Source organism: Streptomyces marokkonensis (assembly GCF_039539045.1).
GTDB lineage: Bacteria > Actinomycetota > Actinomycetes > Streptomycetales > Streptomycetaceae > Streptomyces > Streptomyces marokkonensis.
Genome location: NZ_BAABCQ010000017.1, coordinates 24,287 through 38,937, shown reverse-complemented (window position 1 = coordinate 38,937; position 14,651 = coordinate 24,287). Strand labels below are relative to the sequence as shown.

Sequence of the window (14,651 nt, the reverse complement as noted above, 5' to 3'; positions counted from 1 at the left end):
GAGCGGGGGCCCCACGGGTCAAACAACCGTCCGTGGCCCCCGCACACCCGGCCGTTGTACTGGGGGACGACCTACCGCGTGAGCAGCTTCCGCAGCGCCCCGGCGACGTCGCCGGGCGCCTCCTCCGCCATGAAGTGGCCGCAGTCGACGGTGTCGTGCCGCAGCTCCGGGGCCCAGGCCCGCCACAGCGCAGCTGCGTCGTGGCCGAGGGCGGCGCCCCAGTCCTGCTGGAGGACGGACACCGGCATCCTCAGCCGGTTGCCGCTGTCCCGGTCGGCCCGGTCATGGGCGACGTCGATGCCGGCCGAGGCCCGGTAGTCGGCCACGATGGACGGCACCGCCTCGCGGGACGCCTTCAGATAAGCGGCGCGCACATCGGCGGGCAGGGCGTCCGGGTCCCGCGTCCAGATGTCGAGGAAGTGACCGAAGAACGCGTCCGGCGCGGCGCCGATCAACTGCTCCGGCAGCCCGGGCGGCTGCGCCATCAGGTACAGGTGGAAGCCCACGGCCGCCGAGGTGCCGTGCAGGACGTCCCACATGTCCAGGGTCGGCAGCACGTCCAGCGCGGCCAGGTGCGTCACCGCGTCCGGATGGTCGAGCCCGGCCCGCACCGCGACGAGCGCGCCCCGGTCGTGCCCGGCCAGCGCGAACCGCTCGTGCCCGAGCGCCCGGGAGAGGGCGACGACGTCGGAGGCCATGGTCCGCTTGGCATAGGCGGTGCCGTCCGGGTCGACCGGCTTGTCGCTTGCGCCGTAACCGCGCAGGTCGGGGCAGATGACCGTGTGGTCGGCCGCGAGGTCGGCGGCGACGTGCCGCCACATCAGGTGGGTCTGCGGGAAGCCGTGCAGCAGCACGACGGGGCTGCCGGAGCCGCCGACGGCCACGTGCAGGGCGACGCCGTCGGCGACCGTGACCCGGTCGTGGCTGAAATCGGGGATGGTCGGTGTCATGGCAGGTCCGTGCCTCTCTGCTCCACGCGGTGTCCGCTCCACGCCGTTTCTGTTCACGTCGTCTCCGTCCCCGTCGTGTTCCGTGTCGTGCTGGTGACGCCTTCGAGCCTCCCGCGCGCGAATCAGCAACCGATCAGCACGCGTACCGTGGTGACCGGCGAGCAGCGGTGCGGATCGGAGCGGGCGGAACATGGAAGCGGTCACGTTCGGTGTGCTCGGACCGGTCACCGCCGAGCGCGACGGCGACATGCTCGCCCTCCGGGGCCCCCGGCACCGCGCCGTGCTGGCCCGGCTGCTCCTGGCCCGGCGGCGGGTCGTGCCACTCGCCCGACTGGTCGAGGACCTGTGGGACGCGCCGCCGCCGCGGGCCGTGGGCGCGGTGCGTACCTTCGTCGGCGATCTGCGCCGCGCCCTGGAACCCGACCGCCCGCCGCGCGCACCGGCCCGGCTGCTGGCCACCGAAGGCCCCGGCTACGTCCTGCGCGCGGCACCGGACGCCGTGGACGCGTGGCGCTTCGAGGCGGCCGTCGCCAAGGCCGACCGGCTGCCGGCCGCGCAGGCCCCGGCCCGCCTCCGGGCGGCACTGGGGGAGTGGCGGGGCCCCGCCTACGCCGAGTTCGGCGAGGCGGACTGGGCCCGCGGCGAGCGCTCCCGGCTCACCGAACTGCGGCTGCGCGCGGTCGAACGCCGGGCGGAGCTCCTCGTGGACCTGGGCCGGGCCGCCGAGGCGGTCCCCGACCTGGACGCGCACGTGACCGAGCAACCCTGGCGGGAGGAGGCCTGGCGCCTGCTCGCCCTGGCCCTGTACCGGACCGGACGCCAGGCGGACGCCCTCGCGGTGCTGCGCCGGGCCCGCGCCCTGCTGGCCGGACACCTGGGTGTCGACCCGGGGCCCCGGCTGCGCCGCCTGGAGGCCCGCATCCTCGCCCAGGACCCGGGCCTGGACCCGCCCGCCGAACCCGCGGAGGCGGCGGCCCGGCTCTGGAACCGCGCGACCGAGGCGTACGACCGCACGGTCGCCGCCGGTGCCCACGCCCGCCTGGAGTCGACCGTCGGCCTGCTGCGCCACCTCGCGGTCACCGGCGGCGACGGACTGGAGGCGGCCCGGGAGCACCGTACGACCGCGGTGGCGGCGGCGGAGGAGACGGGCGACGCGGAACTGACGGCCCGGGTGATCGGCGCTTACGACGTCCCCGCCAACTGGACCCGCAGCGACGACCCCGAAGCCGCCCGGCGGATCGTCGCCGCGGCCGAACGCACCCTCGCCGCCCTGCCCGACGACACCACCGCCGACGCGGCGCGCTGCCCGCTGCTCGCCACCGTCGCCCTGGAGTCCCGGGGCGTACGGTCCCCGCGCGGCCCCCGAGCGGCGGACGAGGCCGTGCGGATCGCCCGCCGCCTGGACGACCCCGCACTGCTCGCCTTCGCCCTCAACGGCGCCTTCATGCAGTCCTGCACCACCGCCGGGCTGGCCCCGCGCCGCGACGCGATCGGCGCCGAACTCGTCGCGCTCGCCGCCCGGCACGGCCTGGTCAACCACGCGGTCGTCGGCCACCTGATCCGCGTCCAGGCACGCTCGGCCCTCGGCGACTTCACCGCCGCCGACGAGCACGCCACCGCCGTCGACCGCCTGGCCGAACGGCACGAACGGCCGCTCGTGTCCGTCTTCACCCAGTGGTACCTGGCCCTGCGCCGGGCCGCCACCGGCAGCCCGTACGACAGCGCCGCGGCCGCCTACCGGTCCGCCGCCACGCGGCTGGACGGCGCGGGGATGCCGGGCCTGGAACGCGGACTGCTGCCCCTCGCCCTGCTCGGTCTGCGCCTGGCCCACGGGCGCCCGGCGGAGGTGGACCCGGGCGCGGAGTGGGGGCCGTATCGTCCCTGGGCCGAACCGTTCGGCCTTCTGGCCGACGGCCGTGACGCCGAGGCCCGGACGGCGCTGAGGGCCCTCCCACAGCCGCCGCCCGACCTCCTGTACGAGGCCCTGTGCTGCGCCGAGGCCGCGCTCGCCCTCGAACTCGGCGACCGGACCGCACTGGAGCGGACGTACGAACGGCTGCTGCCCGCGGCCGGGGAACTCGCGGGCGCGGGCAGCGGGTTGCTCACTTTCGGACCGGTCGACGGCTGGCTCGCGGCGATCTGCCGGGCGCTCGGTCCGTCCGGTCCGTCCGGTCCCTTTGGCCCTGCCGGTCCTTTCAGTTCCTGAAATGCACCGCCAGCCGCTCCCGCAGCTCCTCGGGGCTGATCCCGTACGTCTCCAGCACCCGCACCCCGTCGGGGCCGGTGGCGAAGACGCCGTGGTCCGTGTGGACGCGGGAGACGCACGCCGTGCCGGTGAGCGGATACACGCACCGCGGGACCAGCTTGGGTGAGCCGTCGCGGGCGAACAGCTTCATCATCACGTAGACCCGCCTGACGCCGATCGCCAGGCCCATCGCCCCCGCCGACGGCCGGGACGGCGTCCGGGGCCCCGGTGTGCCAGTTGGCGAGAACGCCCCGCCCGGACACCTGGAACGCCCCGAGCACGCACACGTCCAGATGACCGCCGCGCATCATCGCGAACGAGTCGGCGTGAGGGAAGTACGCGGCCCCGGCAGCTCGGTCACCGGGACCTTGCCTGCGTTGGTGAGGTCGGGGTCGATCTCCTCACCCACGGCGGCGGGCCCCATGCCGAGCATGCCGTTCTCGGTGTGCAGCACGATCCCGGCGTCGGGGTCGAGGTGGTCGGCGATGCGGGTCGGCTGCCGCGAGGGCATGGTCGTCCCGGCCCACCGCACAACGGACGGCCTGCTTCTCCTCGCCGAGCTCGACGAGGAGGAGCCGGCCGACGTGTACGCGCCCGAGCGCTACCGCGACCGGCCCGGCGACCGCCCGGACCTCGCCGCACTGCGGACCGAGCTGGAGCGTGTCGGCCGCAGCGGCTTCGCCGTCAACCAGGAACGCTCCGAGCGGGGCCTGGTGGCGGCGGCCCGGGCGCTGGAGGCGGGCCTGTCGGGGGCGATGCCGAGCGTGCGCTACGACCCGCGCGGCCTCCCCTCCCTGGTCGCGACGCTCGACGCGGCGGCCCGGGCACCGGAGGCGGACCTGGCGGCGGAACGCTGAACCCGGCGGCCGGGCATGTCCGGCGCGGCGGTTGCCCCGGCCCGCGCCGGGTACCCGACCGCGCATGAAGTGGCAACAGGTGCAGGACGGTCCGTCCGCGGTGTACGTGGTGGTCCTCGACCCCGGTGAGGACGCGCTCGCCGAAATCACCGCCTTCGCCCGTGACCGGTCGCTCGGGGCGTCCCAGGTGACCGCCGTGGGCGCCTTCTCGGAGGCGGCCGTCGGCTGGTTCGACCGGCAGGCCAAGGACTACCGGCACATCCCGGTGGAGGAGCAGTGCGAGGTGCTGTCGCTGATCGGGGACATCGCCGTCGCCGACGACGGGCCGACCCCGCACCTGCACGCCGTACTGGGCCTGTCGGACGGCTCCACCCGCGGCGGCCACCTGTTGTCCGGCCGGGTCTGGCCGACGCTGGAGGTCGTCGTCCGGGACAGCCCGGCCGAACTGGCCAAGACCCACCGCCCCGACATCGGCCTGGCCCTGATCGACCTGGGCTGACTCCGCACCCACCCCGGGAGGCGCGACCATGACACAGCGCATTCGAGACGTGATGTCACCCGCCGCGGTGGCCGTCGAGCCCATGACCACGGTGGCGCGAGCGGCCCGGCTGATGCGCGAGGAGGACATCGGCGACGTTCTGGTGACCTACGACCGGGATCTGTTCGGTGTGCTCACCGACCGCGACATCGTGCTCCGCAGTGTCGCCGACGGCCACGACCCCGGCGACACCACGGTCGGCTCGGTGTGCACCCCACCGCCCGTCGTCACCCTCGGACCGGACGACAGCACCGACCACGCGGCCGAGTTGATGCGACGACACGCCATCCGGCGGCTTCCGGTCGTCGAGCACGGTGGCGTCCCGGTCGGCGTGGTCACCCTCGGCGATCTGGCCGCCGCCGACGACCCGCGCTCCGCCCTGGCGGACATCAATGAGGCTCCGCCCGACCACTGACACTTCCGACCGCCGCGCCCCGGGCCGCCGGCGCCCTCGGCCACACCGGCGCCCCCGACCGTCAAGCTCCAGACCGTCACGCCCCAGACCGTCACGGAGGAACGGTATGAACGACCGACGCCGCCCCCACGGGGCCACGGAACCCGCTCCACGCGCGCGCTCCGGCACGATCGGCCGGCGCTCCCCGCGCACCGGCACCGAACCGGTCACCGCGCAGAGCCCGCTGCGGCTACGGCTGCTGCTCTCGGCCGTCTTCCTGCCGCTCTTCGTCGCCGGGGCCGCGTTCTTCGGCGTGTGGGCCGCGGACACCGGCTCCGGCGACAGCCCCGGACGCGGCAGCCTGGTGGTCCTCGCCGCCGTGTGCGCGGCGTTCGCCCTGCTGGCCGCGGCGGACCTGATGGTCGTGATCGGCCGGCTGCGGCGCGAACGGGGCACCCCCGTACCGCACTGACCCCGGAACCCGAGGGGGGGACGGAGGAGGAAGCGTCATGGCTGCCCCGGCACGAGCACCCGCGACGGGCCCTCGCGAGGACCGCCGCGCCACCACCCGCACCGCGAGGCTGCGCAACCGGATCCCCGAACCCGACGAGGAACCCGACCTGCTCGGCCAGTACCTGACCCAGATCGGCGCCACCCCCCTGCTGACAGCCGAGGACGAGGTGCGACTGGCCACGCGCATCGAGGCCGGTGTCCGGGCTCTGGAGGAGCTGGAGTCGGCCGACACCGGCGACCCCGCCCCGACACCCGGACGGCGCCGCGCGCTGGAGGAGGCCGTCCACGACGGCCAGGCCGCCAAGGACCACATGGTGCGCGCCAACCTGCGGCTCGTGGTGTCGATGGCCAAGCGCCACGCCCACCGCGGGCTGCCCCTCCTGGACGTCATCCAGGAGGGCAACCTCGGACTGATCCGGGCCGTGGAGAAGTTCGACCACACCAAGGGCTTCAAGTTCTCCACGTACGCCACCTGGTGGATCCGCCAGGCCATCGAGCGCGGTCTGGCGACCCACGCCCGCACCGTACGGCTGCCGGTGCACGTCGTGGAGCAGTTGCAGAAACTCGCCAAGGTCGAACGGAAGCTCCGCGGGAGCCTCGACCGCGAGCCGACCGCCGACGAGGTGGCCGCTGACAGCGGCATCGACGAGGAGAAGGTCGTCTGGCTGCGCCGCGTCGGACGGAACTCCGTCAGCCTGGACACCCCGGTCGACGAGACCGGCGAGACCGTCGTCGGCGACCTCATCCCCGACACCGAGGTCCTCCAGGCACCGGAGGTCGCCGAGTTCCAGGCGCTCGCGGCGGAACTGCGGGAGGCCGTGGGCACCCTCGCGCCCCGGGAGGCCCTCATCCTCAGCCTGCGCTACGGCCTGCACGACGGCCGCCCCCGCACCCTGCACCAGGTGGCGCAGCATGTCGGCCTGACCCGGGAACGCGTCCGCCAGCTGGAGAAGGCGTCCCTGGAGCACCTCCGTGCCCCGGAGACCCGGGACCGGCTCCTGGACTGGGCGAGCTGAACTCGGCCGCTGGGGCCGGCCGGCCTCAGCGGCCGTCCATCCGCAGCCGGGCGCCCTGCCGCAGCAGCTCGCGCTGGACCAGGCGGTAGGGCAGGCCGCGCGGACCGCGTCCGTGCCGGACGGTCAGCGCCGCGCACACCCCGGCCGCCTGGCCGGTGGCCATGGCGATGGGCATGACCCGGTACGACGAGTGCGCCACGTGCGTCCCGGAGATGCAGCGTCCGGCCACCAGCAGCCGCTCGGTGTCCCGGGGCACCAGGCAGCGCAGCGGGATGTCGTAGAAGCTGCCCTGCGGGACCCGCTTGAGGACGGTGCCGGAACCGCGCGGGTTGTGGATGTCGACCGGGTAGGCACCGTGCGCGACCACGTCCGGGAAGGTGCGCGCGGCCAGGATGTCGTGTCCGGTCAGCTGGTAGTCGCCGAGTACGCGACGGCTCTCCCGCACCCCGATGTGCGTGCCGCTCTGCACCACGTACGACTCCTCGAAGCCGGGCACACGGGTGCGCAGGAAGCGGTCGATCTGGGAGAGCTGGCGCCGGGCCGTGTACTCGGCCCGGGTGAGGTCCCACACGTTGGTGCCGAGCACACGGTTGACCCGGGTGCTGTTCACGGCGATCTCGCGCGGGTGCGGGGTCGCGAAGAAGAGGATGTCCTCCCGCGGCAGCCGGAGCTCGCCGTTCGCCCTGGCCTCCTCGATCAGGTCCCACAGACCGTGCACACCTCGCCACTGGTCGGGATGGGCTCGCACGTAGTCGGCGAAGTCCGGCCGCGCGAAGTCCGCGACACGGAACATCAGCGTCATCGGCTGCACCAGCCCGTCCTCGGGCCGGCCGATCTCGTACGGCGCCCCGCAGGACGTCGCCACGTCACCGTCTCCCGTGCCGTCCACGACCACCCCGGCGTCGATCACCACCGGCCCCGACTTGGTCTCGAACACCACCCGCCAGCCGGAACCGTCGTCGAGGGGCAGAGCGCCGGACGCGAAGGAGTGGAACAGCATCCGCACCCCCGACTCGTCCATCATCTCGAGCAGCGAGAGCTTGAAGAGCTCCGGGTCGAAGGGGACCGTGTACCCGGTCTTCGGTGAGGGCGGGAGACAGCCCCCGCGCCCCATGAGCCGGTCGAGCAGCTGCCACAGCACGCCCGCGACCACCGGCTCACCCTCGCCGTGGTCGGTGGGCAGCAGCCGTGAGGTGTCCCCGGCCTCGGTGAACGCGGCCTGCTTGTGCTCGTTGTGGAACGACATCAGCGGCATCACCAGCGCCACGGTCGCGTTTCCGCCGAGGAACCCGTACCGCTCCACCAGTACGACGTCGGCCCCGGCGTCGGCCGCGCCGACCGCGGCGGCGAACCCGGCGGGACCCCCGCCCACCACCAGGACGTCACACCGGCCCCCGTGCCGGGCGGGTCGCGGCGGCAGGGTGACCGTGCGGGGCTCGCGGGGCTCTTCCAGGATCGGCATCGCTCTCCTCAGGGCTCCTCGACGGTCAGATGGTCAGATGGTCAGGCGGTCAGGCGGTCAGAACCAGGCGGTCGGTCAGGCGTGCAACGGCCGCGGCTCGGAGACGCACCGCTCGTGCCCGGCTGCCCGCGTCTGCGCCCGCGTCCGCGTCTGCGCCCGCGTCCCGTCGCCGCCCTTGTCATCCTGACCGGCCTCGCAGGCGTCGCCGTTCTCGGCGGCCTCCCCGATCTCGTCCAGCAGCGAACCGCAGCGCACGCAGGTCTCCCGGGCCGCCACGGACAGTTCCCGCATCCGGGACCGGAGGTCCTCCCTGCGCTGCGGGTACTCGTCCCACAGCCGGTCCACCTCCGCGAGCAGCAGCCCGGCCTGCTCCCGCGCCACGCCCACCAGCGCCGGTGCGCCCAGCCGACGCGCGAAGTCGAAGACCTTGCCGGAGTAGGGCAGCGGCAGCACCGGCACGCCGGTGAGCGCCGCGAAGATCACGAAGTGGAGCCGCATGCCGACGGCCACGTCCAGATGGCGCATGAAGCCGAGCACCTGACCCGGGCTGTAGTCGCCGTGCAGGATCCGGCCCTTGTCCGGCGCCGTCATGTGGGACAGCACGGCGTGCGCGTGCCGTACGTCGTGCCGCTCCATCGGCAGGAACACGACGTGCGCGTCCAGCCGCCGCACGAGGAAGTCCGCGACGTCGGCGAGCAGCGCGTGGTAGTCGCCCTCGTCGAGCTTCTCGGCGGCCCGGCCCGGTTCGCGCACCGACATCCCCACCAGCCGGGCGCCGCAGGGGATGCCCTCGTCGCGCATCATGGCCTCGGTGAAGGGCTCGGGGCCCAGCAGCAGGGCCGGGTCGGCGGTGACCGAGACCTCGCGTTCCAGACCGACCTCCTCCAGCACCAGTCGGGACTCCTCGTCCCGCACCACGACGTCGTCCATGTCCGCCAGCACGGTGCGCACCGCGTCCCGGTCCTCGGCGTCCGTCAGCGGCCCCGCCCCGACGGCGTAGGCGAAGGTGGGCACGTTCCGGGTCTGCGCGGCGCGCACCAGCCGCAGGTAGCGCCGAGCCTCGCCGTCGTAGAGGATGCCGCCACCGCCCAGCACCAGGAGGTCCAGGCCGGGCAGCACGTCGAGGACGTGGTTGCGGCTTACGCCCTCCCAGGGCACCACCTCGTCGGCGTCGGGGTGATGGGTACGGGTGTGCTCCGCGTTCCGGCTCAGGACGATCAGGTGCGCGTCGGGCCGCTGGGCGCGCAGGCAGCTCAGCACACACGTCAGGATCGCCTCGTCGCCGATGTTGAAACCGCCGTAGGAACCGAGCACGCCGATGCGCGGGCCCGGCCGGGCGGGGGGCGGATGCGAGGGGGCAGTGGTCATCCGGGGCTCCCGTCACGTCGGAGTCGGCCGGCCCGCCGGCCTGGGTGCGCAGACCGCGCACGCTGCCGGGTTGCCTGCGCCGCTCCGTGGAAACACCCTGACCAAGAACTCGTACGCGGTCCCGTCTCCCCACAGCCACCAAGGAGCACCGGTGAACGTCTCCCTCAGCGTCTGGCTGCTGACCGTCGCGGGCCTGTGCGTCCTGGTCGCCGCCGACTTCTTCATCGGCCGCAAGCCGCACGACGTGTCGATCAGGGAAGCCGGGATCTGGACGGCGGTCTGGGTGGTTCTGGCCTGCCTGTTCGGTGTGGGGCTCCTGGTGTTCGCGGGCGGCGCGCCCGCCGGCGAGTTCTTCGCCGGCTACGTCACCGAGAAGTCGCTCAGCGTCGACAACCTCTTCGTCTTCGTCCTGATCATGGCCAAGTTCGCGGTGCCCTCGCAGTACCAGCAGCGGGTGCTCATGGTCGGCGTCATCATCGCCCTGGTGCTGCGCGCCGCGTTCATCGCGGCCGGCGCGGCGATCATCTCCGCCTTCTCCTGGGTCTTCTACATCTTCGGCGCCTTCCTGATCTGGACCGCCTGGAAGCTCATCCAGGACGCCCGCAAGGGCGGGCACGACGAGGAGTACGAGGAGAACAAACTGCTGAAGACGGTCGAGCGCCGCTTCGGCGTCGCCGACCGGTACCACGGCACCAAGCTGTGGATCGAGGAGAACGGCAGGCGGGTCATGACCCCGATGCTGGTCGTGATGCTCGCGATCGGCTCCACCGACGTCCTGTTCGCCCTGGACTCGATCCCCGCCATCTACGGACTTACCCAGGACCCGTACATCGTGTTCACGGCCAACGCGTTCGCCCTGATGGGCCTGCGCCAGCTGTACTTCCTCATCGGCGGCCTGCTGAGGAGGCTGGTGCATCTCTCGTACGGCCTGTCGGTGATCCTGGGCTTCATCGGCGTCAAACTGGTCCTGCACGCCCTGCACGAGTCCGGGGTCCACGTGCCGGAGATCGGGATTCCCTTCTCACTCGGCTTCATCGTGCTCGTCCTCGCGGTCACCACGGCGACGAGCCTGGCGGCCGCGAGGAAGCAGGAGCAGGGGCAGGGGCAGGGGCAGGATCGGGGCCGGGACGGCGGCTGACACAGGGGTACTGAATGGTCCAGCCCACGCTGCCGACCCCCGAGCTGTAGAACGCGCAGACGCCGAGGACTCGCCGTACTGACCGGGTGCCGGCGTCACCCACCAGCCCGAGACGTCCTCCCGCCGCCCCTCAGCAGCCCGCCGGGAGGGCTTGCCGTGCGAGACGACGCGGGTGCCGTGGTAGTCCGGATCGACTCCTCGCCACCGCCCCGGCACAAACGTCGGGACCGGAGCTCGGCGGAGCTCCGGTCCCGTACGCGCTGGGGTGCGGATCAGGCGGCGACGGCCTCGTCGGCGTGACCGTGCAGCCGGGCGACGACCTCGGTGAGCTGGGCGGCGACCTCGGCGTCGTCCGCCGGGTGGGTCTCGGCGAAGCGGGTGACCGAACCCGGGATGGACAGCTTCAGGTCCTCGATCACCTTGCCGCCGGCGATGCCCACGGCCTTACGGGTGTCGTCCTGCGCCCACACGCCGCCGTACTGGCCGAAGGCGGTGCCGACCACGGCGGTGGGCTTGCCGGCGATGGCGCCGGCACCGAACGGACGGGACAGCCAGTCGATGGCGTTCTTCAGGACGGCCGGCATGGTGCCGTTGTACTCCGGCGAGAAGAACAGGAAGGCGTCGGTGGCCTGCGCGGCCTCGCGCAGCTTCGCGGCGGCCGCCGGGACGCTGCCCTCCACGTCGATGTCCTCGTTGTAGAAGGGGATGTCGGCCAGCCCCTCGAACAGCTGCACCTCGGCGCCCTCGGGGGCGAACTTGGCGGCTGCCTCGGCGAGCTGGCGGTTGTGTGAACCGGCGCGAAGGCTGCCGACGAGCGCAAGGATGCGGACAGACATGAGTACTCCCACTGATGGAGCAGACGCTGCGGGGCAGACGCTGCTGAAACACTGCCGTAAAGGATCCGGACCGGGGTCCGTTTAATTTCTAACATCCCAAACGGACCGCGGTCCAGTTTTCTTCCCGATGCCTTAGGCTGGGTTCATGCCCGCCGCCCTGCCGCCCTTCCCGAAACCCCAGGAGACCGTCGGCCCGCCCGAGTTGCTGCAACTCGGCACGGGGGCCGCCGCCACGGGGACCGAGGAGGACGAGCCCTGCCTGCGCGCCGACGCCGCGCGCAACCGGGCCCGGCTGCTGGAGGCCGCCGCCCGGCTGGTCGCCGAGCACGGTGCGGCCGGCGTCACGATGGAGGCGGTGGCCGCGGCCGCCTCGGTGGGCAAGGGCACGGTCTTCCGCCGCTTCGGAGACCGCACCGGCCTGCTCATGGCGCTCCTCGACCACTCCGAGAAGAACTTCCAGGCCGCGCTCCTCGGCGGCCCGCCGCCCCTGGGGCCCGGGGCGCCGCCCGTCGAGCGGCTGCGCGCCTTCGGCTGCGCGATGCTGCGCCGCTCCATCGCCGAACTGGACCTGCAACTGGCCGCCGAGCCGAGCGCGGAACGCCGCTACACCTCCGCACCGCGCCGCTTCCTGCGCGGCCACGTGGCCCTGCTGTTGCGACAGGCGGTCCCGGACGCGGACAGCGAGCTCCTCTCCCACACGCTGATGGCGTACCTCGACGCCGCCCTGGTCCACCACCTCACCGAGCAGTGCGGGGTGCCTCCGACGCGGCTGCGGGCGGGCTGGACGGACCTGGTCGCACGGGTGACCCGCACCGAGCCCCCCCCGGCCTGACCCGCGGCGACCGCGCCCACAGGGCGCCCACGTGCCCACAGGCCGACCGGATTTCGTCCAGTACGGCACCGTCGGCCTGTACGACGACGAGGCCGCCCGGTGGAGGTTCTCAAACGCTCGGGTGCCCGTGCGGTCGTCACCCTCGGTCCCGAGGCCGTCGAGGGAGCGCACGCCCTGCTCATGGACCACGAGACCGTCGGTCACAGTGCCGCCCGGCACCTCTACGACCGCGGGCGCCGCAGGATCGGTGTCGTGCCCGCGGAGGACGGACTGGAGGTCTTCTCGCCACCGCGCCTGGCCGGCGCCCGCCGCGCCGTGCGCGACCCCGCCGCCGCGGTGGCGTTCGTGCGCGACCCCGCCGCCGCGCCCGAGCGCCACAAGGTGCTGGGCGCGGCGGCGGTGCACCGCGAGTCGAGCCGACCGGCGGCCGGCTCCGCCCCGCTGCTACTGGCCGCCCTGCCCGGCCTGGCCCTCGGCCTGCGCCTGCTGCTCGGCGACCGACTTGCGGACCTCGTCCATGTCGAGCTTCCGGGCCTGGTCGATGACGTCCGTCAGGGCCTCCTCGGGCAGCGCGCCCGGCTGCGCGAACACGGCCACCTGGTCCCGGACGATCATCAACGTCGGAATCGACTGGATACCGAAGGCCTGCGCGAGCTCCTCCTGCGCCTCGGTGTCCACCTTGCCGAACACGAGGTCGGGGTTGGCCTCGGCCGCCTTCTCGTAGACCGGGGCGAACTGCTTGCACGGACCGCACCACGACGCCCAGAAGTCGATCAGGACGAACTCGTTGTCCGTGACCGTCTGGTCGAAGTTCTCCTTGGTGAGTTCCACGGTGCTGGTCATGAGGTAATCACTCTTCCTGGTTCCGGGTGCGAGGCCGTCGGCACAACACTGCCGATCTGGTGGGTATTCCGCGCACGTACCCATGTGGCCACGTCGCACACCACCCACCAGACTGACCCCATGACGCAATCGGATTCCATCGCGTACGACGTCGTCGTGATCGGCGCGGGCCCCGTGGGGGAGAACGTCGCCGACCGCACCCGCGCGGCCGGGCTGTCCACCGCGATCGTGGAGAGCGAACTGGTCGGCGGTGAATGCTCCTACTGGGCGTGCATGCCCAGCAAGGCCCTGCTGCGCCCGGTCCTCGCCCGCGCGGACGCCCGTCGCCTGCCCGGTCTGAGCCGGTCGGTGCGGGAGCCGCTCGACGCGGCGGCGGTCCTCGCCCGCCGCGACGAGTTCACCTCTCACTGGAAGGACGACGGCCAGGTCCAGTGGGTGGAGGGCATCGAAGTCGATCTGTACCGCGGGCAGGGACGGATCGCCGGGCCGCGCACGGTCGAGGTGGCCGCGCCCGACGGCACCCGCCGGGTGCTGACCGCCCGGCACGCCGTCGCCGTCTGCACCGGCAGCGGCGCCGCCCTGCCCGGCCTGCCCGGACTCACCGAGGTACGCCCCTGGACCAGTCGCGAAGCCACCAGCGCCAAGAGCGCGCCCGGCTGGCTGATCGTGGTCGGCGGCGGAGTCGTCGCCGTCGAGATGGCCACCGCCTGGCAGGCCCTCGGCTCCCGGGTGACGCTCCTGGTGCGCGGTGACGGCGGCCTGCTCACCCGTATGGAGCCCTTCGCCGGCGAACTGGTGGCCGAGGCGCTCACCGACGCCGGCGTCGACCTGCGCACCGGCACCTCCGTCGAGTCCGTGACCCGGGAGGGCGGCACCGTCGTCGCCGTCACCGACACCGGCGACCGCATCGAGGCCGACGAGATCCTCTTCGCCACCGGCCGCGTTCCCCGCACCGACGACATCGGCCTGGACACCGTCGGCCTGGAACCGGGCTCCTGGCTCACCGTCGACGACAGCCTCCGGGTCGAGGGCCACGACTGGCTCTACGCCGTCGGCGACGTCAACCACCGTGCCCTCCTCACCCACCAGGGCAAATACCAGGCACGCGTCGCGGGCGCCGCCATCGCCGCCCGCGCCTCCGGTGTGCCGGACCTGGACTCCGGCCCGTGGGGCGCGCACGCCGCGACCGCCGACCACGACGCCGTCCCCCAGGTGGTGTTCACCGACCCCGAGGCGGCGTCCGTCGGCCTGACCCTGGCCGAGGCCGAGCAGGCAGGCCACCGCGTCCGCGCCGTCGACGTCGACCTCGCGACGGTGGCCGGCGCCAGTCTGCACGGCGACGGCTACAAAGGGCGCGCCCGCATGGTCGTCGACCTGGAGGACGAGATCGTCCGCGGCGTCACCTTCGTCGGCCCCGGCGTCGGCGAGATGATCCACTCCGCGACCGTCGCCGTCGCCGGGCAGGTCCCGATCAGCCGCCTGTGGCACGCGGTCCCGTCCTACCCGACGATCAGCGAGGTGTGGCTGCGGCTGCTGGAGTCGTACCGGGACAACTGACGAGGCACACACCGCACAGCCGCTGGGGCGGCACGGGCGGGGTGGTCGCAACGGTCCCCTCCGAACGCCGGGCGGCCCCAGCGTCTGCCCCTGCCCCAGCGT

Annotated in this window: 14 protein-coding genes and 1 pseudogene; 9 read left to right on the top strand and 6 right to left on the bottom strand. The window is 73.5% G+C overall.

Translation table 11 applies throughout. From position 1 onward, the window contains the following. Positions 1 to 71 precede the first annotated feature (71 nt). Complete coding sequence (locus ABEA26_RS06570; protein WP_345590079.1) at positions 72 to 950, bottom strand: alpha/beta fold hydrolase; 879 nt, start codon at positions 948 to 950, stop codon at positions 72 to 74. A 190-nt stretch (positions 951 to 1,140) separates the two neighbouring features. On the opposite strand from ABEA26_RS06570, the gene ABEA26_RS06565 reads away from it, so the two are divergent. Continuing rightward, positions 1,141 to 3,156 carry an ATP-binding protein gene (locus ABEA26_RS06565; RefSeq protein ID WP_345590077.1) on the top strand — a complete coding sequence of 672 codons (2,016 nt, stop codon included), beginning with the start codon at positions 1,141 to 1,143 and terminating at the stop codon, positions 3,154 to 3,156. On the opposite strand, the pseudogene ABEA26_RS36555 reads toward ABEA26_RS06565, so the two are convergent. Next, positions 3,146 to 3,694: pseudogene (locus ABEA26_RS36555) on the bottom strand (CoA-transferase); the annotation flags it as partial. The gene ABEA26_RS06565 and the pseudogene ABEA26_RS36555 sit on opposite strands and share 11 nt — an antisense overlap. On the opposite strand from ABEA26_RS36555, the gene ABEA26_RS06555 reads away from it, so the two are divergent. The 5 genes from ABEA26_RS06555 to ABEA26_RS06535 all read left to right on the top strand — a co-directional run bounded on the left by ABEA26_RS06555 (position 3,618) and on the right by ABEA26_RS06535 (position 6,513). Next, positions 3,618 to 4,052 (top strand): IclR family transcriptional regulator domain-containing protein, encoded by a 435-nt coding sequence (locus tag ABEA26_RS06555; protein WP_486388963.1) that lies wholly within the window; start codon positions 3,618 to 3,620, stop codon positions 4,050 to 4,052. The pseudogene ABEA26_RS36555 and the gene ABEA26_RS06555 sit on opposite strands and share 77 nt — an antisense overlap. 64 nt (positions 4,053 to 4,116) lie before the next feature. After that, on the top strand, positions 4,117 to 4,551 hold the full coding sequence (locus tag ABEA26_RS06550; RefSeq protein ID WP_345590073.1) for a PPC domain-containing DNA-binding protein: 435 nt from the start codon (positions 4,117 to 4,119) through the stop codon (positions 4,549 to 4,551). A gap of 28 nt (positions 4,552 to 4,579) precedes the next feature. Further along, positions 4,580 to 5,005, top strand: coding sequence for a CBS domain-containing protein (locus ABEA26_RS06545; RefSeq protein WP_345590071.1), 426 nt, complete (start codon positions 4,580 to 4,582; stop codon positions 5,003 to 5,005). A 106-nt stretch (positions 5,006 to 5,111) separates the two neighbouring features. Beyond that, positions 5,112 to 5,456 carry a DUF6343 family protein gene (locus ABEA26_RS06540; RefSeq protein ID WP_345590069.1) on the top strand — a complete coding sequence of 115 codons (345 nt, stop codon included), beginning with the start codon at positions 5,112 to 5,114 and terminating at the stop codon, positions 5,454 to 5,456. 37 nt (positions 5,457 to 5,493) lie between these two features. After that, positions 5,494 to 6,513, top strand: coding sequence for a sigma-70 family RNA polymerase sigma factor (locus ABEA26_RS06535; RefSeq protein WP_345590068.1), 1,020 nt, complete (start codon positions 5,494 to 5,496; stop codon positions 6,511 to 6,513). Between the two features lie 25 nt (positions 6,514 to 6,538). Here ABEA26_RS06535 and ABEA26_RS06530 read toward each other — a convergent pair whose 3' ends face one another. Together ABEA26_RS06530 and ABEA26_RS06525 are read right to left on the bottom strand one after the other, a co-directional pair. Further along, a complete protein-coding gene (locus ABEA26_RS06530; RefSeq protein WP_345590067.1) occupies positions 6,539 to 7,975 on the bottom strand; it encodes an FAD-dependent oxidoreductase in 1,437 nt (478 codons plus the stop codon). 75 nt (positions 7,976 to 8,050) lie between these two features. Beyond that, complete coding sequence (locus ABEA26_RS06525; RefSeq protein WP_345590066.1) at positions 8,051 to 9,343, bottom strand: polysaccharide pyruvyl transferase family protein; 1,293 nt, start codon at positions 9,341 to 9,343, stop codon at positions 8,051 to 8,053. 151 nt (positions 9,344 to 9,494) lie between these two features. Between ABEA26_RS06525 and ABEA26_RS06520 the strand changes: the two genes are divergently transcribed. Next, positions 9,495 to 10,481: a TerC family protein gene (locus tag ABEA26_RS06520; RefSeq protein WP_345590065.1), complete on the top strand. Its 987-nt coding sequence runs from the start codon at positions 9,495 to 9,497 to the stop codon at positions 10,479 to 10,481. 272 nt (positions 10,482 to 10,753) lie between these two features. Here the strand turns inward: ABEA26_RS06520 and ABEA26_RS06515 are convergent, their stop codons facing one another. Next, entirely contained in the window at positions 10,754 to 11,317 is a 564-nt protein-coding gene (locus ABEA26_RS06515) for an NAD(P)H-dependent oxidoreductase (protein ID WP_345590064.1), read from the bottom strand. Between the two features lie 145 nt (positions 11,318 to 11,462). On the opposite strand from ABEA26_RS06515, the gene ABEA26_RS06510 reads away from it, so the two are divergent. Further along, positions 11,463 to 12,149, top strand: coding sequence for a TetR/AcrR family transcriptional regulator (locus ABEA26_RS06510; protein ID WP_345590063.1), 687 nt, complete (start codon positions 11,463 to 11,465; stop codon positions 12,147 to 12,149). Positions 12,150 to 12,593: 444 nt separating this feature from the next. On the opposite strand, the gene trxA is transcribed toward ABEA26_RS06510, so the two are convergent. After that, positions 12,594 to 12,992, bottom strand: a complete 399-nt coding sequence (trxA, locus tag ABEA26_RS06505) for a thioredoxin (RefSeq protein ID WP_345590061.1) — start codon at positions 12,990 to 12,992, stop codon at positions 12,594 to 12,596. Positions 12,993 to 13,112: 120 nt separating this feature from the next. Here trxA and ABEA26_RS06500 point away from each other — a divergent pair, with 120 nt between their 5' ends. After that, on the top strand, positions 13,113 to 14,549 hold the full coding sequence (locus ABEA26_RS06500; RefSeq protein WP_345590059.1) for a dihydrolipoyl dehydrogenase family protein: 1,437 nt from the start codon (positions 13,113 to 13,115) through the stop codon (positions 14,547 to 14,549). The last annotated feature ends 102 nt before the right edge of the window (positions 14,550 to 14,651 follow it).